This is a genomic window from Tardiphaga sp., assembly GCF_044336785.1.
Taxonomy (GTDB): domain Bacteria; phylum Pseudomonadota; class Alphaproteobacteria; order Rhizobiales; family Xanthobacteraceae; genus Tardiphaga.
In genome coordinates this window covers 59,633-77,602 of record NZ_JBIIOT010000016.1, presented here as the reverse complement: position 1 = coordinate 77,602, position 17,970 = coordinate 59,633, and the positions used below count along the sequence as shown (strand labels likewise).

18 protein-coding genes are annotated in these 17,970 nt (G+C 62.8%); 16 read left to right on the top strand and 2 right to left on the bottom strand.

The features are described from left to right. Positions 1-175: 175 nt before the first annotated feature. Together ACIQ2A_RS07535 and ACIQ2A_RS07530 are read right to left on the bottom strand one after the other, a co-directional pair. The gene (locus tag ACIQ2A_RS07535) at positions 176-1,582 is read right to left on the bottom strand and encodes a M20/M25/M40 family metallo-hydrolase (protein ID WP_398477451.1); all 1,407 of its coding nucleotides are present in this window, start codon (positions 1,580-1,582) and stop codon (positions 176-178) included. Between the two features lie 54 nt (positions 1,583-1,636). After that, positions 1,637-3,265 (bottom strand): helicase HerA-like domain-containing protein, encoded by a 1,629-nt coding sequence (locus ACIQ2A_RS07530; protein ID WP_398477449.1) that lies wholly within the window; start codon positions 3,263-3,265, stop codon positions 1,637-1,639. 361 nt (positions 3,266-3,626) lie between these two features. Here ACIQ2A_RS07530 and ACIQ2A_RS07525 point away from each other — a divergent pair, with 361 nt between their 5' ends. The 16 genes from ACIQ2A_RS07525 (at position 3,627) to ACIQ2A_RS07450 (ending at position 17,902) form a co-directional block, all read left to right on the top strand. Next, entirely contained in the window at positions 3,627-3,986 is a 360-nt protein-coding gene (locus ACIQ2A_RS07525; RefSeq protein ID WP_398469401.1) for a DUF2267 domain-containing protein, read from the top strand. A gap of 65 nt (positions 3,987-4,051) precedes the next feature. Continuing rightward, complete coding sequence (locus ACIQ2A_RS07520; RefSeq protein WP_398477446.1) at positions 4,052-4,459, top strand: DUF4332 domain-containing protein; 408 nt, start codon at positions 4,052-4,054, stop codon at positions 4,457-4,459. A gap of 90 nt (positions 4,460-4,549) precedes the next feature. After that, entirely contained in the window at positions 4,550-5,380 is an 831-nt protein-coding gene (gene folP / locus ACIQ2A_RS07515; protein WP_398477444.1) for a dihydropteroate synthase, read from the top strand. Further along, positions 5,377-5,742, top strand: coding sequence for a dihydroneopterin aldolase (gene folB / locus ACIQ2A_RS07510; RefSeq protein ID WP_398477442.1), 366 nt, complete (start codon positions 5,377-5,379; stop codon positions 5,740-5,742). Before folP ends, folB begins: the two co-directional genes overlap by 4 nt. 3 nt (positions 5,743-5,745) lie before the next feature. Beyond that, the gene (gene folK / locus ACIQ2A_RS07505; RefSeq protein ID WP_398477440.1) at positions 5,746-6,237 is read left to right on the top strand and encodes a 2-amino-4-hydroxy-6-hydroxymethyldihydropteridine diphosphokinase; all 492 of its coding nucleotides are present in this window, start codon (positions 5,746-5,748) and stop codon (positions 6,235-6,237) included. A 354-nt stretch (positions 6,238-6,591) separates the two neighbouring features. Further along, complete coding sequence (locus tag ACIQ2A_RS07500; RefSeq protein WP_398477438.1) at positions 6,592-8,457, top strand: methylmalonyl-CoA mutase family protein; 1,866 nt, start codon at positions 6,592-6,594, stop codon at positions 8,455-8,457. A gap of 3 nt (positions 8,458-8,460) precedes the next feature. Continuing rightward, positions 8,461-8,928: a GFA family protein gene (locus ACIQ2A_RS07495; protein ID WP_398477435.1), complete on the top strand. Its 468-nt coding sequence runs from the start codon at positions 8,461-8,463 to the stop codon at positions 8,926-8,928. A gap of 125 nt (positions 8,929-9,053) precedes the next feature. Continuing rightward, positions 9,054-11,210: a methylmalonyl-CoA mutase gene (gene scpA / locus ACIQ2A_RS07490; RefSeq protein ID WP_398477433.1), complete on the top strand. Its 2,157-nt coding sequence runs from the start codon at positions 9,054-9,056 to the stop codon at positions 11,208-11,210. A 35-nt stretch (positions 11,211-11,245) separates the two neighbouring features. Further along, the gene (locus tag ACIQ2A_RS07485) at positions 11,246-11,563 is read left to right on the top strand and encodes a nucleotidyltransferase family protein (RefSeq protein ID WP_398477431.1); all 318 of its coding nucleotides are present in this window, start codon (positions 11,246-11,248) and stop codon (positions 11,561-11,563) included. Positions 11,564-11,628: 65 nt separating this feature from the next. After that, positions 11,629-11,898 (top strand): DUF86 domain-containing protein, encoded by a 270-nt coding sequence (locus tag ACIQ2A_RS07480; protein ID WP_398477429.1) that lies wholly within the window; start codon positions 11,629-11,631, stop codon positions 11,896-11,898. Further along, complete coding sequence (locus ACIQ2A_RS07475; RefSeq protein WP_398477427.1) at positions 11,895-12,686, top strand: RsiV family protein; 792 nt, start codon at positions 11,895-11,897, stop codon at positions 12,684-12,686. The genes ACIQ2A_RS07480 and ACIQ2A_RS07475 overlap by 4 nt, the downstream gene beginning before the upstream one ends. Continuing rightward, positions 12,683-13,672: a methylmalonyl Co-A mutase-associated GTPase MeaB gene (gene meaB, locus ACIQ2A_RS07470; protein WP_398477425.1), complete on the top strand. Its 990-nt coding sequence runs from the start codon at positions 12,683-12,685 to the stop codon at positions 13,670-13,672. The genes ACIQ2A_RS07475 and meaB overlap by 4 nt, the downstream gene beginning before the upstream one ends. 109 nt (positions 13,673-13,781) lie before the next feature. Beyond that, positions 13,782-14,438, top strand: coding sequence for a pyroglutamyl-peptidase I (locus ACIQ2A_RS07465; RefSeq protein WP_398477423.1), 657 nt, complete (start codon positions 13,782-13,784; stop codon positions 14,436-14,438). A 125-nt stretch (positions 14,439-14,563) separates the two neighbouring features. Next, a complete protein-coding gene (locus ACIQ2A_RS07460) occupies positions 14,564-15,814 on the top strand; it encodes a multidrug effflux MFS transporter (protein WP_398477420.1) in 1,251 nt (416 codons plus the stop codon). A 127-nt stretch (positions 15,815-15,941) separates the two neighbouring features. Continuing rightward, the gene (locus tag ACIQ2A_RS07455) at positions 15,942-16,205 is read left to right on the top strand and encodes a hypothetical protein (protein WP_398477418.1); all 264 of its coding nucleotides are present in this window, start codon (positions 15,942-15,944) and stop codon (positions 16,203-16,205) included. 335 nt (positions 16,206-16,540) lie between these two features. Further along, positions 16,541-17,902 carry a TIGR03808 family TAT-translocated repetitive protein gene (locus ACIQ2A_RS07450; RefSeq protein WP_398477416.1) on the top strand — a complete coding sequence of 454 codons (1,362 nt, stop codon included), beginning with the start codon at positions 16,541-16,543 and terminating at the stop codon, positions 17,900-17,902. The last annotated feature ends 68 nt before the right edge of the window (positions 17,903-17,970 follow it).

The following is a 17,970-nucleotide window of genomic DNA, read 5'->3' as shown; positions in this document are numbered from 1 at the left end:
TGCGGGAACGCCCTTGATTTGGGTCAAGATCTCACATCACCTTCACGCTCACCCCTCATCCTGAGGAGCGCGCCCGTTGGCGCGCGTCTCGAAGGATGGCCCGGAGCGCCGGAGCCTGGCCAGCTCATGGTTCGAGACGCGCGCAATGGCGCGCTCCTCACCATGAGGGGCAGAGTTACTTCTTCACCTCGGCCAGCGCCGCGATGATGCGGACCCAGGAGCGGATGCCCTTCTGGAAGCTGCGCACATCGTATTTTTCATTCGGCGAATGGATGTTGTCGTCATCCAGACCGAAACCGATCATCAGGGAGTCCAGCCCGAGCGTCCGCTTGAAGTCCGCCACGATCGGAATGGACGCGCCGGAGCCGATCAGCACCGCCTGCTTGCCCCATTCCTCGGTCAGTGCATCGCGCGCCGCCGCCAGCGGCTTCATGTTCCAGTCGAGCGCGATGGCCGGTGCGTTGGAGTGATCGAGGAATTTAGCCGTGCAATCGCCGGGGAGCTGATCCGTCACGAACTTACGAAACGCATCGCGGATCTTGCTCGGATCCTGGCCCTCGACAATGCGGAACGACACCTTTGCCGACGCATGCGAGGCGATCACCGTCTTCGAGCCTTCGCCGGTATAGCCGCCAACAATGCCATTGATGTCGCAAGTCGGGCGCGAGGTGATCTGTTCAATCAGTTCTCGATCGGTCTCGCCTGCCGGGATCGACAAGCCGATCGGCTTGAGGAACGTTTCCGGCGTCAGCCCTAGCCCCTTCCACTGCTTCAGGATATCAGCCGGCAGATCCTTCACGCCATCGTAGAAGCCGGGAATGGTGATGCGGCCACGGTCGTCATGCAGCTTGCCGAGAATATGGGTCAGCACGCGGATCGGATTGCGCGCGCCGCCGCCATAGATGCCGGAATGCAGATCGCGATTCGCGGCCGTGATCTTCACCTCTTCATAGACGAGGCCGCGCAACGCCGTCGTGATGGCCGGCGTCGATGGATCCCACATGCCGGTGTCGCAGACGACGGCAAAATCGGCAGCCAGTTCTTTCTTGTTCGCTTCGAGGAATGGCACGAAATTCTTCGAGCCGACTTCTTCCTCACCCTCGATGCAGATGGTGAGATCGATCGGCAATTCGCCCGCCACTTTCACCCAGGCCCGACAGGCCTCCACGAAAGTGGAGAGCTGGCCTTTGTCGTCCTGCGCGCCGCGCGCAACAATGATGTCGCGGCCATCGGCATGTTTGGTCACCACTGGCTCGAAGGGCGGACGATGCCACAGCTCCAGCGGATCGACCGGCTGCACGTCGTAATGGCCATAGAACAGCACATGCGGACGATTGCCCTTATTGCCCTTCGCGGTGGCCACGATCGCGGGATGGCCCGCAGTCGGCCGCACCTCGGCCTTGAAGCCAAGCGCTTGGATCTCGCCGGCGAGATGGGCTGCTGCCTTCTTGCAGTCATCGGCAAAGGCAGGATCAGCGGAAATCGATTTGATCCGCAACAAGGCGAACAGGCGCTCCAGCGCCTTATCAAAATCGCCATCGACATGCGCGAGGACGGAGTTTAGTTGCGACGATGCGGACATGGCGACTTCCCTTGAATCAGACAGTCAGAATAGTGGGTTGGCAGAGCTTCAGGATCAGCGTTTCATGATTCCGCCGAGCGTGCCGCGCACGATCTCGCGACCGATGGTGCTGCCCAGCGAGCCGCCGATCTGTTTGCCAACATTGGCGACGATGCTGCCCACGACCTTATTGGTGACCGTGCGCGTGACGCTGCGCGCGATGACCTGCCCCGTGGTGAGCCGGCCCCGTCGGGTACCCGTGCCAAAAATGCTGCCGACGATGCCGCCGAGCGTGCCGAGGAAACCACCGCCGGATGCGCCGTCAGCGGTGCCCGCTTCAGCCGGCGTTGCGGCGGTCCCGGCGATCCGCTTCTGCAGCATCTCATAGGCTGACTCGGAATCCACCGCCGTGTCGTATTTGCCCTTCACCGGGCTCGCATTGATGATCGCCTTGCGCTCCTCCGGCGTGATCGGCCCGATGCGCGCCACCGGCGGCCGGATCATCACGCGCTCGACGATCGACGGGGTGCCATTGCCTTCGAGGAACGACACCAGCGCCTCGCCCTTGCCGAGTTCGGTGATCGCCTTCGCCGTGTCCAGTTTCGGATTGGCGCGGAATGTTTCCGCAGCTGCCGCCACTGCTTTCTGGTCACGCGGTGTGAAGGCGCGCAAGGCGTGCTGCACGCGGTTGCCGAGCTGCGCCAATACGCGATCGGGCACATCGATCGGGTTCTGGGTCACAAAATAAACGCCGACGCCCTTCGATCGGATGAGGCGGACCACTTGCTCGATCTTGTCCATAAGGGCCTTCGGAGCATCGTTGAACAGCAAATGTGCCTCGTCAAAGAAGAACACCAGTTTCGGCTTCGGCAGATCGCCGACCTCCGGCAATTCCTCGAACAGCTCCGAGAGCAGCCACAGCAGGAAGGTCGCATAGAGGCGCGGGCTCGCCATCAGCTTGTCGGCGACGAGGATATTGACCATTCCGCGGCCGTCGCGATCGGTCCGGATGAAATCCTTCAGCTCCAGTGCCGGCTCGCCGAAGAATTTTTCTCCGCCCTGGTTCTCCAACACGAGCAACTGGCGCTGGATGGTGCCGACTGTGGCCTTGGAGACATTTCCGAAGCTCGATGCAGAGGCGCGGATCTCCGCCAGCGGATCGAATTCGTCTTTCTTGGCGGCCTTCGGCACGATCGCATCGAGCAACGAGCGCAGATCCTTCATGTCGAGCAGCGTCAGCCCGTTCTGGTCGGCGACGCGGAAGGCGACATTGAGCACACCTTCCTGCACATCATTGAGATCGAGCAAACGCGCCAGAAGCAGTGGCCCCATCTCTGAAACCGTGGCGCGAACTGGATGACCTTGCTCGCCAAACACGTCCCAGAAAATGGTCGAGAACTGATCGGGCTGGAAGCTCAGCCCCATCTCCTTCGCGCGCTGCAAGATAAAATCCTTGCCTTCACCCACCTCAGCGATGCCGGACAGATCGCCTTTGATGTCGGATGCGAAAACCGGAACACCTGCACGGGCAAAGCCTTCCGCCATCACCTGCAGCGAGACGGTCTTGCCTGTTCCCGTCGCGCCCGTGACGAGGCCATGGCGATTGCCAAGGGCCAGCGTCAGCCATGCTTGCTGTTCGCCCTTGCCAATGAAAATCTGCTTGTCGGTATCGCCCGATGTCGAAACTGCGGTGCTCGGTGCCATCTGATCGCCTCTGGGATCGCCTATCGCGCATCAAAAAAATTCGAAGAAAATTCGCGGCGCTTCATGATCTTACCGCATGTTGCGGAACTAAGGCCAGCGATGCGCGTCACGATGTCCGATGGCCATGCAGCATACGCGCATGGCAAACGCCGTTCAGATTTTTTCCAAACTCAAGCGCTCTCGCGGGCGCGAACAATTGACCAAAATTTCACGTTTGCGATTGCATTGCTGCAACACCCGGCGCGCGATCACATTGAATCGACCGTTGGACCACCGCGTGTGCTTGTAATTCGAATCACACCGGATCAAGATGATTTTTCAAACGAAGGGCACCGGTTCAACCGGTGTGAGGCGGGGCATCATGGATGAATTGATCAAAGCGCTGACCGCAAAGGTCGGCATCGATGAAGCTGTGGCCGAGAAAGCTGTTGGCAGCATTCTCGAATTCCTGAAACGCGAAGCCCCTCCCGAGCCTTTCAATCAACTGGTCGCGCATATTCCCGGCGCGGAGGCTGCCATCGCTGCCAATGAAGGCGGCGGGTTCAGCCTGATGGGCGGCGGCCTGATGGCACTCGGCAGCAAGCTGATGGGCATGGGGCTCGGCATGGGTGAGATCCAGAGCGTATCGCGGGAACTGTTCAAGTTTGGACGTGAGAAGATCGGCTCCGATGCTATGGACCAGATCATTGCGGGCACACCCGGCCTCAGTCAGTTCGCCTGACGACGCCACTCCCGCGATCATCCACCTTAAAGCGTCAAGCACCTTTCTTCGAACGTTCGAGTATCATGGCTTATTCCATCTCCGAGATCGACGGTTTGACGGCTTTCGCCGCGACCCGGCTGAAAAAGGCAGGCATCCGCACCATGGAGAGTCTGCTGGAAGCCGCCCACTCCGCCAAATGCCGGAAGGAGCTATCCGCCAAGACGGGCTTCACCGAGCAGCAATTGCTGGAATGGGCCAATCTCGCCGACTATCTCCGCATCCCCGGCATGGGCGCCGCCAAGGCTGAGCTGCTCCGCGCCTCCGGCGTTTCCACCGTCCGCGAACTAAAGCACCGCAATCCCTCACGCCTCGCCCGGGCGATGCGCGAGGCGAATGAGACACGCAAGCTGGTGCGCGTGCTGCCCTCGGAAAAGTCCGTCGGCGAGCTGATCGAGAAGGCACGGCAGCTGCCGTTGAAGATTTCCTATTGAGAGCGTAGGGCGGATTAGGCGTCGCCGTAATCCGCCCTACGACCCGTCCCCCATCTTGACTCCCTCCCCGCCCGCGCGCAAAGCGACCGCATGATCGCGACCGCCACAACTCCGCCGGTGCTCGCTGCCCTGCTGGCGCGGCCGGTGGCGGCTGTGATGGGCATCCTCAACGTCACGCCGGATTCCTTCTCGGACGGCGGGAATTTCAACGCCCCGGAGCGCGCGCTGGCCCATGCCCGCGCGATGATCGCCGCCGGCGCCGACATCATCGATATCGGCGCGGAATCCACCCGCCCCTATGGATCACAGCCGATCTCGGCCGATGAAGAATGGCAGCGCCTCGCGCCGGTTCTCGCCGATATCGTTGCGCTCGGCGTACCGCTGTCCATCGACAGCATGAAAGCGTCCGTCACCGCGCGCGCGCTCGCAGCCGGCGTCGCTATCGCCAATGACGTCTGGGGCCTACAGCGCGATCCCGACATGGCGCGCGTGGTCGCCGAACATGGCGTGCCTGTCGTCGTGATGCACAACCGCGATGATGTCGATCCAACCATCGACATTATGGCCGACATTGTTGCCTTCTTCGCACGCACGCTGGAGATCGCGGCCAAAGCCGGCATTCCAGAGAACCGCCTCATCCTCGATCCCGGCATCGGCTTCGGCAAGGCGCCGGAGCAGAACCTGATCGCACTGGCTCGCGGCGACGAACTCGCGCGCTTCGGCCTGCCGGTGCTGGTCGGCGCCTCCCGAAAGAAATTTATCTCCACCATCGTGCCGTCCGAACCGCAACAAAGGCTCGGTGGCTCGCTTGCCGCTCACTTGCTCGCGGTGCAGCGCGGCGCAAAGATCATCCGTGCCCATGACGTGGCCGAGACCAGCCAGGCGCTGCGCGTCGCAGCCGCCATCGAGGATTTCCGATGACAGACATGATCTTCATCAAGGGCGTTTCGGTACATGCCCATCACGGCGTGCTCGACTATGAGGGCGTCGTCGGCCAACGCTTCATCATCGACCTCGAACTCGACACCGATATCGAGCTCGCCTCGCGCAGCGATCGCCTTGCCGACACGGTGTCCTATGCGGATGTGGTGGCCACCGCCGTCGCCGCGTTCAAGGATGTCAATTACAAGCTGCTCGAGCGCGCCGCCGGCGCCGTGGCCGATGCCATTCTTGCGAAGTTTGCGAAGATCAGCTCCGTCAAGATCACCGTGCACAAGCCGCACGCGCCCATCGCCGCGATCTTCGACGATGTCGGCGTGGTACTGCGCCGTTCGCGAGCATAGGCCATGGCCAGCGTCCTGATCGCGCTCGGCGGCAATGTCGGCGATGTCCGCACCATCTTCCGCAAGGCCATCAGCAATATCTGCGGCATGACACAGGCCGGCCTTGTCGCGCGCTCGAGCGACTATGAGACGCCACCGGTCGGCGACATTCCGCAGGACAATTTCATCAATGCGGTGATCGAAATTGATACCCAACTCGATCCCCACGCGCTGCTGTTCACGCTGCACAGGATCGAGCACAAATTCGGCCGTAACCGCGCCGCGGAGGGCCATTGGGGCCCACGCCCGCTCGATCTCGATATGATCGCCTATGATGATGTGGTGATGCTGAAGCCGGAACTGATGCTGCCGCATCCGGGCGCCACGCAGCGGGCTTTCGTGCTGGTGCCGCTGGCCGAAATTGCGCCCGAGCGGGTGATTGCGGGGAAGACGGTGGCTGAGCATCTGGCGAAGCTGTCCACCGAAGGCATCGTGAAGCTGCCGGATCTGGACTAGGCACCGGCCTCTCCTAACCTCTCCCCACATCTTACGCGGGGAGAGGTCGCCGCGCCTTCGCGGCGGGTGAGAGGCGGCACGCCGAGCTAACCTCATTCACATTCTCTCGGATCTCGCGAAGCGCCCCGTTCAAACCAGATTGGCACTACTCGCCTGCCCCGCCCCTCACCGACCGTGCTGCACGCGGCCACCCTCTCCCCGCGCAAGATGCGGGCAGAGGGAACCAGCGCCAGATCTGGAAATTTCCCGCCCCAAATCCGCGCAGCCCCATGCCTGAACAGGCATTGGCAACCCCTTCGTCCCATGGCATTTTCCGGTCAAACACGAACCATTGCCGGGAGTGAACCTTTTCACATGTCGACTGCGACTGACGACCTGCGGCTGGCCGCCGATTTTGCGCCTGCGACCCATGACGACTGGCGCAAGCTCGTCGATGGCGTGCTGAAAGGCGCGCCGTTCGAAAAGCTGATCGGCAAGACCTATGATGGCATCGCCATCCAGCCGATCTACGAGCGCGCCGAGAACGCGCAGCCGATCGCAGGCCGCCCCGCTGCCGCGCCATGGCAGGTCATGCAGCGCATCGATCACCCGGATGCAGCGAAGTCGAACCGCCAGGCCCTGCACGATCTCGAAAACGGCGCCACCGGCCTGACGCTGGTGTTCGAGGGCGCCAATGGTGCGCGCGGCTTCGGCCTTGTCGCTTCAGAAGAAACGATCGCAACGCTGTTCGACGGCATCTATCTCGACGCCGGCATCGGCGTCGAGATTCAGGCCGGCCCGCAATCGCGCATGGCTGTCACCTGGCTCGCCAACTACATCGCAGCCAAAGGCATCGATCCCGCGAAGTGTGACATCCGCTTCGGTCTCGATCCCATCGGCGCCACCGCCGTCTGGGGCACCAGCGCCTATAACTGGTGGGAGATGGCGCCAGCTGTCACCGACACCATCAAGAAGCTCGCCGATCAGGGTTTCAAAGGCCCGTTCGCCGTCGCCGATGGCCGCATCATCCATGATGCCGGTGGCTCCGAAGTGCAGGAGTTGAGCTACACTCTGGCTACCATGCTCGCCTATCTGCGCGCACTCGAAGACCACAACGTGCCGCTCGAAACCGCACGCGGCATGATTTATGCGCGGCTCGCCGCCGATGCCGACCAGTTCATGACCATGGCGAAATTCCGCGCGCTGCGCCTGCTATGGGCGCGCGTCGAGGAAAGCTGCGGGCTGAAGCCGAAGCCATTGTTTATCGCGGCAGAAACTGCATGGCGCATGCTGACCCAGCGCGATTCCGCCGTGAACATGCTGCGCGCCACCATGGCGACATTCTCTGCCGGCCTCGCCGGTGCCAATTCGATCAGCGTGCTGCCGCATACGCTGGCCCTCGGCCTGCCTGACTCCGGCGCCCGCCGCATCGCGCGCAACACACAGCTGGTGCTGCTGGAAGAGTCGAACCTCGCCAAGGTCACCGATCCCGCGGCCGGTGCCGGTGGCATCGAGGCGCTGACGCGCGAACTCTGCGATGCCGCCTGGACGCAATTCCAGGAAATCGAAAAGGCCAGCGGCGTCTTCCATGCGCTCGGCAACAACCTGATCCAGCCCAAGGTCGCCGCCACCCGCAAGGCGCGTCAGGCCGCCGTCGCCAAGCGCCGCGACGTGCTGACCGGCGCCAGCGAGTTTCCCAATCTGGGCGAGGCTCGCGCCTCCGTGCTGAAGGTGAAGCCAATCCCCGGCAAGCCCTATGGCAAGGACAAGATCAAGTTTCCCGCGCTGGAGCCGATCCGTCTCGCCGAGCCGTTCGAGGCACTGCGCGACAAGTCGGACCACCTGCTCGCCCGCAAGGGCGCGCGGCCTCAGGTGTTTCTGGCCAATCTCGGCACGCCCGCGGATTTCACCGCCCGCGCCACCTTCGCCAAGAGCTTCTTCGAGACCGGCGGCATCGAGGCCATTGATACCAACGGCTTCGCGGACCCAGCCGCACTGGCCGACGCCTTCAAAGCATCGGGCGCGGCCTTCGCCTGCATCTGTTCGTCGGACAAGCAGTATCCCGCCCATGCCGCTGCTGCCGCTCAGGCCCTGCAAAAGGCCGGCGCAAAACATATCTATCTCGCAGGCCGCCCCGGCGATCTCGAAGCTGACTTGCGCGCGGCCGGCGTGGAGGATTTCATCGTCGCAGGCGGCGATGCACTGGCGATGCTGGTGCAGGCCTATGCCCGGATGGAGTGAGCAATGACGGCAGTGGCGAGCAAACCCATGCTGACCGGCGGCTGCCAATGCGGCGCGATCCGCTTTGCGCTGAGCGCCGCGCCGACACGGGTGAGCATTTGCCATTGCCGCATGTGCCAGAAGGCGACCGGCTCGCCTTTCGCCTCGCTGGCCGACATCCCGCACGAGCAATTTACATGGACGCGCGGCACGCCCTCGGCGTTCAAGTCGTCATCGATTGCGGAGCGCGACTTCTGTGCGAAGTGCGGCACGCCACTGAGCTATCGCCGCATCGACGGCCCGAATATCGAGATCATGACCGGCGCGTTTGATCGCCCTGACCGCGTGGTCCCGACCAAGCAGTTCGGCAGCGAGTCACGTCTCGGCTGGGTCGGCAATGTCTCGAACCTGCCGAGCAAGACGACGGCGCAGAATTACGGACCGGAAAAGATGGCGAACGTGTTCAGCTATCAGCATCCGGATCATGATTGAGATCGAACGAGACAATAAAATGATCGTCATTGCGAGCGAAGCGAAGCAATCCGGAAAGCCGCGAACGAAGGCTGGATTGCTTCGTCGCTACGCTTCTCGCAATGACGACTGATAGGACTGAGGAAATGACCAAGATTCCGAATTTCGCCGACATCGCTTTCGCGCCCATTTCCCCGGCTGCGCCTGCAGGTAGCGCCGAGCCATGGCTGACGCCGGAAGGCATTCTGGTCAATCCGGCCTATCGCGAGGCCGACGTCAAAGGCATCGACTTCCTCGACACCTGGCCCGGCGCGGCCCCGTTCCTGCGCGGCCCCTACCCGACCATGTATGTCAACCAGCCATGGACGATCCGGCAATATGCCGGCTTCTCCACCGCCGAAGACAGCAATGCCTTCTATCGCCGCAACCTCGCCGCCGGCCAGAAGGGCCTGTCAGTCGCGTTCGATCTCGCGACCCATCGCGGCTATGACAGCGACCATCCGCGCGTCGCCGGCGACGTCGGCATGGCCGGCGTGGCGATCGATTCCATTTATGACATGCGCACGCTGTTTGCCGGCATCCCGCTCGACCAGATGAGCGTGTCGATGACCATGAATGGCGCGGTGCTGCCGATCCTCGCGCTGTATGTCGCCGCCGCGGAAGAACAGGGCGTGCCGCCGGAGAAACTCACCGGAACGATTCAGAATGACATTCTGAAAGAGTTCATGGTGCGCAACACCTATATCTATCCGCCGACGCCCTCGATGCGGATCATCTCGGACATCTTTGCCTACACCTCGCAGCGGATGCCGAAATACAACTCGATCTCGATCTCCGGCTATCACATGCAGGAAGCCGGCGCGACGCAGGATCTCGAGCTCGCATATACGCTCGCCGACGGCGTCGAGTATCTGCGCGCTGGCATGGCCGCCGGCATCGATGTCGACAAGTTTGCGCCGCGGCTGTCGTTCTTCTGGGCGATCGGCATGAACTTCTTCATGGAAGTCGCCAAGATGCGCGCCGCGCGGCTGCTGTGGGCGAAGCTCCTCACGCAATTCAATCCGAAGGACCCGAAGTCGCTCAGCCTGCGCACCCATTCGCAGACCTCCGGCTGGTCGCTGACCGCGCAGGACGTGTTCAACAATGTGATGCGCACCACCGTCGAGGCGATGGCGGCGACGCAGGGCCACACCCAGTCGCTGCACACCAATGCGCTCGACGAAGCACTGGCGCTGCCCACCGACTTCTCCGCCCGCATCGCGCGCAACACGCAGCTGTTCATCCAGCAGGAAACGGGCACCACCCGCATCATCGATCCGTGGGGCGGCTCCTACTATGTCGAACGCCTGACCCATGATCTCGCCGTCAAGGCCTGGGGCCACATCCAGGAAGTCGAGGCACTCGGCGGCATGGCCAAGGCCATCGAGGCCGGCGTGCCCAAGCTCCGCATCGAGGAAGCCTCGGCCAAGACCCAGGCGCGCATCGATGCCGGTCGGCAGGCGGTGATCGGCGTCAACAAATACAAGCCCGAGAGCGAGACGCCCATCGACGTGCTCAAGGTGGACAATTCAAACGTTCGTCGTTTGCAGATCGACAAGCTCAAGCGCCTGCGCGGCGAGCGCAATCAGGCCGATGTCGATGCCGCCATCAACGCACTCACCCGCAGCGCGCAGGAAGGCAGTGGCAACCTGCTGGCGCTGGCCATCGACGCTGCCCGCGCCAAGGCCACCGTCGGCGAAATTTCCGACGCGATGGAAAAGGTGTTCGGCCGCCACCGCGCCGAGATCAAGTCCATCACCGGCGTCTACAAGCGGGAAGCATCCTCCATGAACGACAATGTCGCCAAGGTTCAGGCGCTGATCGACACCTTCGAGGACGCCGAAGGCCGCCGCCCGCGCATTCTCGTCGCCAAGATCGGCCAGGACGGCCATGACCGCGGCCAGAAGGTGATCGCCTCGGCCTTCGCCGATGTCGGCTTCGACGTCGATATCGGGCCCCTCTTCGCCACCGCGGATGAGGCCGCCCGTCAGGCCGTGGAGAACGACGTCCACATTCTCGGCCTCTCGTCCCTCGCCGCCGCACATCTCACCGCGGTACCTGAGTTGAAGGAGGCGTTGAAGAAGCAGGGTCGCGAGGACATCATGATCATCATCGGCGGTGTGGTGCCGCCGCAGGATTATGAAGAACTCTACAAGGCCGGCGCCGAGGCGATCTTCCCGCCGGGCACGGTGATCTCGGAAGCGGCGGAAGAGCTGATCCACAAGCTGAATGCGCGACTGGGGCATAGCCAGGCGGCGGAGTAGCTGCGGCGTCACAGCGTTTGTGATAGGGTCACGGGATGACCGAGGTGATCGACATCTCCCTGGACACGATCCTCGCAAAACTGCGAGCGCTGGCGCCTGCCATCAAGGCCGAGGGCGTGACGCGGCTGGCTGTGTTCGGCTCGCGTGTCCGCGGCGATGCGCGGCCGGATAGCGATCTGGATATTCTCGTTGAGTATAAGCCGCGCGAGAATGGCAGAGCCTCGTTCAGTATATTCAATGTCATGAACATGATCGAGGATGACATCGGGGTGTGGCCCCACGTCATGACCGATGGAGAACTGACCCCACGCATCCGGGAGCGTATGGCCGACGATCTGATCGAGGTGTTTTGATGCCACCCTCTACGGAAGATAGGTTTGCGGACATTCTCGATTTCGTTTCCGAGATCGAGGACATCATGAAGGGTGTCGATTACGAAACCTTCAGCAAGGAACGGCGCATCCGCCATCTTGTCGAACGATATCTCGAGATGTGTTGCGAAGCAGCTCTCAAGCTGCCAGCCGAGATGAAGCAGGAAGCCTCTGGAGTTGATTGGCGCCAGATGAACGGCTTCGCAAATATTCTAAAGCATGCCTATCACACAACCCGGATCAGCTTGCTCTGGGATATCATCCACGATCATCTTCCTGCGCTCAAAGCCTTTGTCGAAAGTCAGATTCGCAAATGAAACGTGTCTCTTCTCATTTGCTTTCCGGCGCGCTGTTGCTTGCCCTGTATTCCACATCCTCCCTCGCTGCCGACCGCAAGCCCGACATCCTGCTCAAGGCCACATTTACCGAGGTCACCGTCTCCTTCGACGACGCCATCAAGGCCGATGCGCCGCTGCTGAAGTATCTGACCGCGGCCGGCAAGACATGGGCCGCCAAGACGCTCAAAGAGCTTGTTGCGCAGCGCAAGGACATGAATGATCTGCCCGCCGATATCCGCAACCGGCCTTGGTCTTCTGAGCGCGGCTATACGCAGGATGCGCTGGTCGCCGCCCGCTATGCCAGCATCATTCGCGGCGAATTCAGCTACACCGGCGGCGCGCATCCCAATCATGGCAGCGACACGCTGCTGTGGGACAGGCAGGCCGGCAAAATGATCAGCATCCGGCCGTTCTTCACCGAGCTTGCCGATGGCGGGCCGGCGATGACGGCGATCCGCAATGCGGTCGTGGCCGATCTCAAGATCGAAAAGAAAAAGCGCGACGGCGACAATCCGGATATGAGCCTCGTCGATGCGCTGGAGCCGAAGCTGCTGACCATCGGCCCGGTGTCGCTGGCACCCTCGACGGTTGCCGGCAAGAGTTCGGGCCTGACCTTCCACTACAGCCCTTACGCGGTCGGTGCCTATGCGGAGGGCGACTACACCGCCTTCGTGCCATGGGAGACACTGAAGCCCTATCTCTCGGCGGAGGGCACGGCGATCTTCGGTGGCGCTCAGTCGCCTCAAGCGAGTGACAAGCCACAGTGACGCCCGCAAAACCCATCGAGATCGACGCCCTCGCCCGCGACATCCGCGCCGGCTCCCGCGCGGCACTGGCGCGGGGGATCACGCTGGTGGAAAGCCGCCGTGCGGATCATCAGGCGGCGGCGCGCGAACTTGTACAGGTACTGCTGCCGCATACCGGCGAGGCATTTCGTGTCGGCATCACCGGATCTCCGGGTGTCGGCAAATCGACCACCATCGACGTGCTCGGCATGTATCTGATCGAACAGGGCCACAAAGTCGCGGTGCTCGCCGTCGATCCGTCTTCTGCGCGCACCGGCGGTTCGATCCTCGGCGACAAGACGCGGATGAATGATCTCTCCGCACATCCCGATGCGTTCATCCGTCCCTCGCCATCATCCGGCACGCTGGGCGGCGTGGCGGCGAAGACGCGCGAGGCGATGCTGCTCTGCGAGGCGGCGGGCTTCGATGTGGTGCTCGTCGAGACGGTCGGCATCGGCCAGTCCGAGACGGCGGTCTGCGACATGACCGACTTCTTCCTCGCCTTGATGCTGCCGGGTGGCGGCGACGAGTTGCAGGGCATCAAGAAGGGCCTGATCGAGCTGGCGGACATGATCGCCATCAACAAGGCCGATGGCGACAATCTCAAGCGAGCAAACATCACCGCGGGCGACTATCGCGGTGCGCTGCATATCCTCGCGCCACGCTCGGAGCATTGGCATCCGCCTGTCGTCACCTATTCGGCGCTCGCGAAGACGGGTATCGCCGAACTGTGGGAGAAAGTCGTCGCGCATCGCACGGCGATGAATGCGTCGGGCGACTTCGCGGGGCGACGGCGCGAGCAGCAGGTGAAGTGGATGTGGACCATGCTGGAGGATCGCCTCAAGGCGCGGCTGCGCAGCGATCCCGTCATTCGCGGCAAGGTCAAGCAGACCGAGCGCGATGTCGCCGACGGCAAGATGACGCCGGCGGTTGCGGCGGAGACCATCGTGGATCTGCTGAAGGATTGAGGATGGGTAGAGCGAAGCGTGACCCATCACCGTTATGCCGTGGAGTGATGGGTTTCGCTCCGGCGCGTTGCGCCTGCGCTCTACCCATCCTACGCGGCGGAGCGCTGCGATGAACGCACCACGCATCCTCATCACCGGCTTTGGCCCGTTTCCCGGCGCGCCGGTCAATCCGACGATGCCGCTGGTCACGACGCTCGCGACGCTGCGGCGTCCTGCATTCGTGGACATCATCCGCATTCCTCACATTTTCGACGTGACCTATGCCACCGTCGATCGCGAACTGCCCGAGCTGATCGCGCGCCATCGCCCTCATGCCTTGCTGAGTTTCGGCCTCGCTGCGCGCACACCCTACATCCGCATCGAGACGCGGGCGCGCAATGCACGCTCCATGCTGTGGCCGGATGCGGATGGCACGCCGGTGCGCCGCGGCTTTATCGAGCCCGGCACCGATGCACAGATGTTCGGGCCGCATACCTCCCGCCTGCTGCAGGCCGCCCGCCTTACCGGGGTCGATGTCCGCGCCTCCCGCGATGCCGGGCGCTATCTCTGCAATTACCTGTGCTGGCGGGCCATCGAGGCGAGCCGTGCGCCCGGTGGACCCAAACTTGCCGCCTTCGTCCATGTGCCGCTCACGGCCGCCGACACGGCCTCCAGGCGGATGAGCGTGGATGAGCTTACCGATGCCGGCGAAGCTATCCTGCTGGAGATGGTTCGTCTTACCCGCGCTGCGCGGCCCGACACTCGCACCACGGACGAAACCGCCTGATTTTCGGGCATTTCCCGGTCATTACCACCCGGTTCGGGCGGCTTTCGCGAGGCAGCCATGCCGAAACCCGCCTTGTGCAGCGCAGCATCACCGATCAAATGACGCCCATCTTCAGGGACTGTTTTGTGACCGATATCAATGCCGATGCGCCGGCGGCCTCGCCCGCGCACCTCCCCATGCGCTTTGCCGAATTCGTCGCCATGATCGCTGCGATCATGGCGCTGAATCCGCTCGCCATGGACATCATGCTGCCGGCCCTGCCGCATCTCGGCGCCGCCTTCAAGATTGCCGATGGCAATCACCTGCAGGCGGTGCTGTCGGTGTTCCTGCTCGGCTTTGGCTTTGCGCAATTCGCCATCGGCCCGCTGTCGGATCGCTATGGTCGCCGCCCGATCCTGCTCGCGGGCATGGGCGTCTATTGCATCGCCAGCGTGCTGGCCCTGTTTGCGCCGTCCTTCGAGATGCTGCTGCTGGCCCGCCTGCTGCAGGGCCTGGGCACCGCGGCGACGCGCGTCATCGCAGTCTCGATCGTGCGCGATTGCTATTCCGGCGGCCGCATGGCGGGTGTCATGTCACTCGCCATCATGGTGTTCATCTCGGTGCCGGTGATTGCGCCGTCCTTCGGACAGGCGCTGATGGTACTCACCGAATGGCGCGGCATCTTCGTCGTGCTGATGCTCTACGGCCTGCTGACCTTTGCCTGGAGCGCCTGGCGCCTGCCGGAGACACTGTCGGTCGCCAACCGCCGTTCGCTGGCGATTCCGGACGTGCTCTTTGCCTATCGGCAGACGATCAGCCATCGGCAGACCCTCGGTTACGGCGTCGCCGCCGGTGTCCTGCAGGGCGCCCTGTTCGCGTTTGTCTTCACCTCGCAGCAGGTGTTCACCGAGATCTTCCATCTCGGCCATTATTTTCCGCTCGCTTTCGCCTCCATCGCCTTCGGCGTTGCGATTGCCGGGTTCTTCAATTCGCGTGTCGTCAACCGGCTCGGAATGCGTTTCATCTCACATGCGGCGCTGTTCGGCTTCGTCACCGTCGGTAGCTTGATGCTGCTCGGCGTGCTCGCGGGCTTCATGCCGCTGTGGCTGTTCATGGCCTTGTCGATGATCATGATGTTCGCCTTCGGCCTGATGTTCTCGAATTTCACGGCGCTCGCGATGGAGCCGCAAGGCCATATCGCCGGCACGGCCTCCTCGCTTTACGGCACGCTGACCACGCTGCTTGGTATCGCCATCGGCGCGTTCATCGGCCAGCACTATGACGGCACGTTGTTGCCGTTCACGACCGGCCTGTTCGCCTGCACGCTCATCGCTCTGGCGGTGGTGCTGGTGGCGGAAAAAGGCCGCCTGTTCATGTCTCACAAAGCGGTGAGCTGAACGCCTGCGCGTGCAGCCGTTGGCAGCCGCGCAAAACTGCAATGCCCTTTGGAATGCCTGCGGTGCGCGGTGAGAAACCCGGCGCCGCGATGGACGTTATTCACCCGTGATTTTCCGGAGCGATCCGATGCCCTATGCCTTATTTTGCGACGACGCCAAACTGAGCAAGTCCTATCCAACCGAAGCCGATGTGTGGAAACTCGCATCCGAAAGCGGCCTGGTTACCGATGTGGAGAGCGCCGGCGGTCAGCCGACTCCGCGCCGTATTCTCGATAATGATTACGAGATCCGGCCGTGCCAGGCGGAAGCCGGCGAGTGTCCTGAGAAGAATGAGCGCGATGCGCAGGAGCAGAAGGATTTTCAGCTGCTTTTGAAGGGGCGCACTGTCTGAGGCGCTCGGTCTTCTCCCTCCTCTGAACGAAGCGAATGGGAGGGTGGATCGAACGGGTAGGGTTCGAGACGGGTGGGGAGCTTCCCCAAGCTCGAACGTCACGTGGGGCGCCCCGCCCCGGCCCTCCCCACTGCGCGGCTTCGCCGCTTGAGGGCGGGAGCATTACTGTCCGCGCGAGCCTCATCCTTATGGCATTTTATCGCGTCCCGCCCGGTAATCGTGACGACCGCGACCGTCCCGGACGGACGACAGGCCATTAACCGTGCCTCGCGGTGCCACCTCATGCACTCGCGCAATCGCGTATGCTCGGCCGACTTTCACCATCGGACCGCGCCATGATCACCGACCGCCGACAGATCCTCAACGCATCCGCGCTTGGTGCTGCCGGCGTGCTGATCGCATCGCGTGCCGAAGCAGCACCCCTGCCCTCGGCGCTGGGGCGCGATGTCACGCAATATGGCGTGCGCTCGAATACGCAGGACGATCAGAGCCGCGCCCTGCAGCGCGCCATCGATGATGCCACGCGGCTACAGGCGCCGCTGGTGCTGCCGCCCGGCAATTATCGCACCGGGCCGCTCAGGCTTTCGCGCGGCACGCAACTGGTCGGCATTCGCGGCGCCACCATTCTCACCTCGCTCGGCGGCGGACCGCTGCTGCAAGCCGATGGCGCCGACTATCTCAGCCTCAACGGCCTCACCCTCGACGGCAATTATGCGAAGCTGGCGCCGCGCACCGGCCTCGTGCAGGTTAGCCAAAGCAACGAGATCCGCTTTGAGGATTGCACCATCCTCAAAAGCGGCAATGCCGGCATCTGGCTCGAACGTTGCGCCGGCACGATCCGCGGCAATGGCTTCAGCGATATCGCCACCACCGCCATCGTGTCCTTCGACGGCAATGGCCTGCTGGTGGCGCAGAATACCATCAGCAATACGCGCAGCAACGGCATCGAGATCCTGCGCAGCGCCATCGGCGATGACGGCACACAGGTGATCGACAACCGCATCGAGGACATCAAGGCCGGGCCCGGCGGCTCCGGCCAGTATGGCAATGCAATCAATGCGTTTCGTGCCGGCAATGTCATCGTGTCCGGCAATCGCATCAGGAATTGCGATTACTCGGCGGTGCGCGGCAATTCGGCGTCGAACATCCACATCACCGGCAACAGTGTGTCACAGGTCCGCGAAGTCGCGCTGTATTCGGAATTTGCCTTCGAGGGCGCCGTGATTGCCAACAACACGGTGGATGGCGCGGCGTTCGGTGTGTCGGTTTGCAACTTCAACGAAGGCGGACGCATCGCCGTCGTGCAAGGCAATATCATCCGCAACCTGATCCCGCGCCGTCCGGCCGGGACGATCCCGGATGACGAAGCCGGCGTTGGCATCTATGTGGAGGCTGATGCGACGGTCAGCGGCAATGTGGTGGAGAATGCGCCAAGCTGCGGCATCATTGCCGGCTGGGGCCGCTATCTGCGCGATGTCGCGATCTCGGGAAACGTGGTGCGCAATGCCTTTGTCGGCATCGGCGTGTCTGTGATGCCTGGCGCTGGCACGGCGCTGGTCAGTAACAACATGATCTCGGGAGCTGCACGCGGCGCCGTGGTCGGGCTCGATCACGCCAAGCCAGCGACGCCGGATCTTACGGCCAAGGGCGCGCAGGTTTTTGCGCAGATCGCATTGGCGGGGAATGTTGTACGTTAGCGGGTGACCGACGATTGTCGGGTGGGCAAAGCGAAGCGTGCCCACCATTTCGATGTCACGTGGATTGG

Bases quoted from the DNA above. Each gene is read 5' to 3' on its own strand.
- ACIQ2A_RS07485 (WP_398477431.1), top strand. From the start codon at position 11,246: ATGACCGAGGTGATCGACATCTCCCTGGACACGATCCTCGCAAAACTG.
- ACIQ2A_RS07500 (WP_398477438.1), top strand. From the start codon at position 6,592: ATGTCGACTGCGACTGACGACCTGCGGCTGGCCGCCGATTTTGCGCCT.
- folP (WP_398477444.1), top strand. From the start codon at position 4,550: ATGATCGCGACCGCCACAACTCCGCCGGTGCTCGCTGCCCTGCTGGCG.
- ACIQ2A_RS07535 (WP_398477451.1), bottom strand. From the start codon at position 1,582: ATGTCCGCATCGTCGCAACTAAACTCCGTCCTCGCGCATGTCGATGGC.
- ACIQ2A_RS07520 (WP_398477446.1), top strand. From the start codon at position 4,052: ATGGCTTATTCCATCTCCGAGATCGACGGTTTGACGGCTTTCGCCGCG.
- scpA (WP_398477433.1), top strand. From the start codon at position 9,054: ATGACCAAGATTCCGAATTTCGCCGACATCGCTTTCGCGCCCATTTCC.
- ACIQ2A_RS07465 (WP_398477423.1), top strand. From the start codon at position 13,782: ATGAACGCACCACGCATCCTCATCACCGGCTTTGGCCCGTTTCCCGGC.
- ACIQ2A_RS07480 (WP_398477429.1), top strand. From the start codon at position 11,629: ATGAAGGGTGTCGATTACGAAACCTTCAGCAAGGAACGGCGCATCCGC.
- ACIQ2A_RS07495 (WP_398477435.1), top strand. From the start codon at position 8,461: ATGACGGCAGTGGCGAGCAAACCCATGCTGACCGGCGGCTGCCAATGC.
- folK (WP_398477440.1), top strand. From the start codon at position 5,746: ATGGCCAGCGTCCTGATCGCGCTCGGCGGCAATGTCGGCGATGTCCGC.
- ACIQ2A_RS07475 (WP_398477427.1), top strand. From the start codon at position 11,895: ATGAAACGTGTCTCTTCTCATTTGCTTTCCGGCGCGCTGTTGCTTGCC.
- folB (WP_398477442.1), top strand. From the start codon at position 5,377: ATGACAGACATGATCTTCATCAAGGGCGTTTCGGTACATGCCCATCAC.
- ACIQ2A_RS07455 (WP_398477418.1), top strand. From the start codon at position 15,942: ATGCCCTATGCCTTATTTTGCGACGACGCCAAACTGAGCAAGTCCTAT.
- ACIQ2A_RS07530 (WP_398477449.1), bottom strand. From the start codon at position 3,265: ATGGCACCGAGCACCGCAGTTTCGACATCGGGCGATACCGACAAGCAG.
- ACIQ2A_RS07450 (WP_398477416.1), top strand. From the start codon at position 16,541: ATGATCACCGACCGCCGACAGATCCTCAACGCATCCGCGCTTGGTGCT.
- ACIQ2A_RS07525 (WP_398469401.1), top strand. From the start codon at position 3,627: ATGGATGAATTGATCAAAGCGCTGACCGCAAAGGTCGGCATCGATGAA.